The sequence below is a fragment of the Iodobacter sp. genome, from assembly GCF_025352645.1.
In the GTDB taxonomy this organism is placed as follows: domain Bacteria; phylum Pseudomonadota; class Gammaproteobacteria; order Burkholderiales; family Chitinibacteraceae; genus Iodobacter.
The window spans coordinates 1-3,985 of sequence record NZ_JANXSO010000005.1; the positions used below are offsets into that span (position 1 = coordinate 1).

Annotated in this window: 4 protein-coding genes; all 4 read left to right on the forward strand. The window is 50.7% G+C overall.

Translation table 11 applies throughout. The annotated features are described in order from the left end of the window. On the forward strand, window positions 1–1,854 hold a 1,854-nt coding region (locus Q0R17_RS00440; RefSeq protein WP_293930949.1), incomplete at its 5' end, for a type VI secretion system Vgr family protein. Next, a complete protein-coding gene (locus tag Q0R17_RS00445) occupies window positions 1,851–2,624 on the forward strand; it encodes a DUF4123 domain-containing protein (protein WP_293930952.1) in 774 nt (257 codons plus the stop codon). The genes Q0R17_RS00440 and Q0R17_RS00445, both read left to right, overlap by 4 nt. 199 nt (window positions 2,625–2,823) lie before the next feature. Next, a complete protein-coding gene (locus Q0R17_RS00450) occupies window positions 2,824–3,558 on the forward strand; it encodes a DUF3304 domain-containing protein (protein WP_293930955.1) in 735 nt (244 codons plus the stop codon). 1 nt (window position 3,559) lies between these two features. Then, a complete protein-coding gene (locus tag Q0R17_RS00455; protein ID WP_293930958.1) occupies window positions 3,560–3,964 on the forward strand; it encodes a DUF2235 domain-containing protein in 405 nt (134 codons plus the stop codon). Window positions 3,965–3,985 lie beyond the last annotated feature (21 nt).

Below are 3,985 nucleotides of genomic sequence, written 5' to 3' on the forward strand. Positions count from 1 at the left end.
CATAGCGCGGTGGATCAAGGCGAAGGCGGGCAGCAAATCCAAGCCAGCTTTGAAGATTACGATGCCCAGACGCACTATTACGCCAGCGATGCCGAAGGCCTAAGCCACTACGCTAACTTGCGTCAGCAGGCTTTAGATAGTCAGAAAAAATCGTTTACCGGCTCTGGTACCCTACGTTCTTTACAAGCTGGCCAGTGGTTCCAGCTAGAAGACCATCCCGCCCACGAATGGGATGCGGCCGAGCAGCGCGAATTTGCCATTACCGAGCTTAAATTCACTGCCAATAACAATCTACCGACCGATCTAACGCAACAATTATTACAGCTAGCACCAGGCCTGCTTGGCGCTGGCGGTAAAGACATCGCCACCCCCTACCAAGCCGACTTCACCGCCCAAAGACGCGGCCAGCCGATTACCCCAGCCTTTGCCCATGAGGCACTGAGCAAGCCCAAAAGCTTTGGCGTACAAACCGCCACCGTGGTTGGGCCTGCCGGATCAGAGGTGCATACCGACGAGCAAGGCCGGATAAAAATTCAGCTACATTGGCAGCGTGCCGCTGAGCATCCTGAGTTTGGCGCAAACCTCGACGATAAGTCATCCTGCTGGGTCCGCGTCTCCATGCCGAGCGCCGGTGCAGGCTTTGGTCACCAGTTTATTCCGCGCATCGGCCAGGAAGTTTTGGTCGACTTTATCGAAGGCGATATTGACCGCCCGATTGTTACCGGCGTAGTCCACAACGGCAGCCACCCTGTGCCGACGTTCAGCGGCGCAGGTGCTTTGCCCGCTAATAAAACGCTGTCTGGCATTAAAACCAAAGAGCATGAAGGCGGCCAATACGGCGAGCTGCTGTTTGACGATACTAAGGGCGAAGTCCGAACTAAATTATCCAGCGAGCATGGTAAAACCCAGCTTAATTTGGGCTATCTGATTCATCCACGCACGGACGGCAAAGGCGAGCCACGCGGCGAAGGGTTCGAGCTGCGTACCGATAAGCAAGGCGCTATTCGCGCCAGCGGCTTACTCATCAGCACCGAGGCCAAAGGTGATGCATCCGGCAAGCAGCTAGACCGCAGCCCCGCCCAAAGCCAGCTGGAATCAGCCCTAGACACCGCCAAAAACCTCGGTGAATACGCAGCTAAACAACTTGCCGACAGCATGGAAACCGGCGACGACGATCAAACTGTTAAGCCCGACAACAGCGCAGGTGACAAAGCCACCCACGGCCATCTTTACCACCACGTACACGCCAGCAAAAGCTTAGCTGCAGGCAGCAATACGGATAAAGACGGCAAAACCAAATCAAAAGAGCAAGCTGGCCTGCAAAAAATCATCCTGCTGCACGGTGAAGACGGTGTAGCCATCACCACCCCGCAAAGCCAGACGATTAGTGTAGGCACAAACCTTGATCTGGTTGCCCAAAGAGACAGCAACCAAAGCACCGGCCGCCGCTGGATTCACAACGTCAGCCAGCACATCAGCCTGTTTGTGGGTGGCGTTAAAGACCAAATCACCCTAAAGCTGATCGCCGCCAAAGGCCAGCTGCAAATGCAGGCGCAAAGCGACGATATCGAAATCACCGCCGATAAAAACACCAAATTTACCGCCATCAAAGGCAAGGGCCTATTCAACGCCAAACAAGAAATCCTGATGACCGCCGGTGGCGCTTATATCCGCATCAAAGGCGGCAAAATAGAGCTGCATGCACCTGGGAAAGTGAGCATTAAAGGTGGGAGCCATGATTGGAGCGGGCCAGCGCAAATGATGCCAACTTTGCCGCAGTTTCCTCATTCAATTTGTAAATCCTGCATACTAAAAGCAAAAGATGCGGGCAGCCCTTTTGCGAGAAAAACATGATGATTGATCTTTATCCGCAACAAACGGCCCAAGTTTTGATGCAGTGGCTAGAGCCGAGCCTAAATACGGAAAATTACCTATATGCATTGCTGGATCACAGCTTTGATCCAAAACTGCTGCGTAAAATGAAGAATCGCATTAGCTATACGGCTTTGTATCAGGATCAGGGAGGGGATGTGGAAGTCTCGCCCTTGCTCTGCCCGCTAAATACGCAAAGCGGGCTGCAGGCACAGATTGAGCTTTTACTACAGATCACGGCAGGGCAGCCCATGCTGAGTTTCTGGCTTAGCCCGCTCGATAGAGAGGCCATTTTTAGCCATTTTGCCAACTATTTTGATGTCACTCTTTTGCCTGAAAAAATAAGCATGATTTTGCGCTACGCGGATACGCGCATTTTGCCCAATCTGCTTGCTACTTTAAGCCCAGAGCAAAGCGCAATGTTTTTACGTCCCTTTGTGCAGCTGGCTTATTTTGACCGCGCAGCTAAGCCGGTGTTTGTGAATGGTGCTCAACAGCAGCAGATTACGGATACGCCGCTGATATTAAATGAACTGCAATTTAATCAAATGATGGATCACTCCCTGCCTGATCAGGTATTGCAGCAAATCTACCGTGATCAATTACAGGCGCTACTTCCTGCACAAGCGTCGCTGGCTTATGCCCAGGTAAGCAATGAGTGTGTGGCGGCAAGGGCAGAAGGCTTAACTGAGGTTGCCGAAGTGACATCCTTTTGCACGGCGCGTTTACAAGAGAGCGGGCCTTTATCCTAAAAAAGACCTATCCAAGGCTGGTTTTTGAAATGGATAAATCAAATGAAGCGCGTTTTAAAGCTCTGAATAAATCGGCTTACCCAAAGATTTTAGTCGGGAGTTTATTGCAAATACTGGCTTTCAATCTGCGCGGAAGTGCCTAAATGATGCGCAGAATGCTCCTCTAAATAATCTGAGTGCGGCGCAATAGGAAATCACCGTGTTTAAAAAGTCTCTGTTATGCGTATTGTTTGTGCTGTTTGGTTGCCAGAAAGAGATTTCATCTAATGAAGAAGCGCTAGCAGCGGCCAGTAAAGTGCCTGCTGATAGCGTGACGGTGTCGGTAGATCAGGTGAATTACAACGCCGATTTAGAAATTAAATACACGGCCTTTGATGTGTCTGGCGGCAGCCCCAAAGAAGCGGTTGCCGGTGGGATTGTTGTGCCGCTGGCTGCTGGCGGGGCCAAAAGCTGCTGCGTGAATCTGCCTAAAGTCTGGCGGCCGGGCATCAAAATCAAGGTGGAGTGGCAAGAGGCGGATAAGGAAATTCGCCCTGAAATCTACCGGCAAACGCTGGAGTTACCCCGCTATCAAAAGCCGGGTGATGTGTATCTGGTGTTTTACCCCGAGCATCAGCTGGAAGTGCTTGCCTCGCCTGTGGAGCCATCCCACCCGGATTGGCCAGGCAAAATCAAAGCGCCTCCGCTGGAAGCGTGTCTGCAAAAGAACACCAAGAAATTTTGTATGCAGTCGTTGCCGAAGTATGGGATTGGGTCAAAAGAAGAAAGTGCGAGTATGTATCGCGCTGCCTGCCAGCCTAATACTATTGCCGAAAATGCTTATCGTGAGCTTCCAGAGCAAGCAAATATCGGGTGCATGAAATGGCAAGCTGAATGTTTATCTAGCTGGAATATTGATAAAAAAATGTGTGATATAAATTATAAGGAAGATTGATATGTCTGCTCGATTTGCGGAGGTGTGTTCGATTAAGCCGCTGGTTCTTACTCAAAATGAAATTAGTGTTCGCTTAAATAGCCAAGACACCCCCTCCTGCCTCACCTGCGAAGAAGACATTTTTCTCGGCTTTTTTTTCGATGGCACCAATAACAATAAATATCGGGATACGCCTGAATACTGCCATAGCAATGTGGCTCGTTTATACGAGGCTTATCCGGGCAAGGGCACGATGTCGCAGCTGGCTTTAACCAGTGGCACAGTCAAAGCGGATGAGCCTTATCTAAAAGGGCCGGGAACGGATCCGTATTTGTATCGTAAAACCTATATTCCCGGCGTGGGCCACCAAAACACGCTAATTAAAATACAAAAAGATCTTTTTAGTGCCTTCGGCACGTTGATTTAGGAGCGGTAGCCACCGCGGGGG

Coding starts and splice junctions, on each gene's coding strand:
- Q0R17_RS00445 (WP_293930952.1), top strand. CDS start 1,851: ATGATGATTGATCTTTATCCGCAACAAACGGCCCAAGTTTTGATGCAG.
- Q0R17_RS00455 (WP_293930958.1), top strand. CDS start 3,560: ATGTCTGCTCGATTTGCGGAGGTGTGTTCGATTAAGCCGCTGGTTCTT.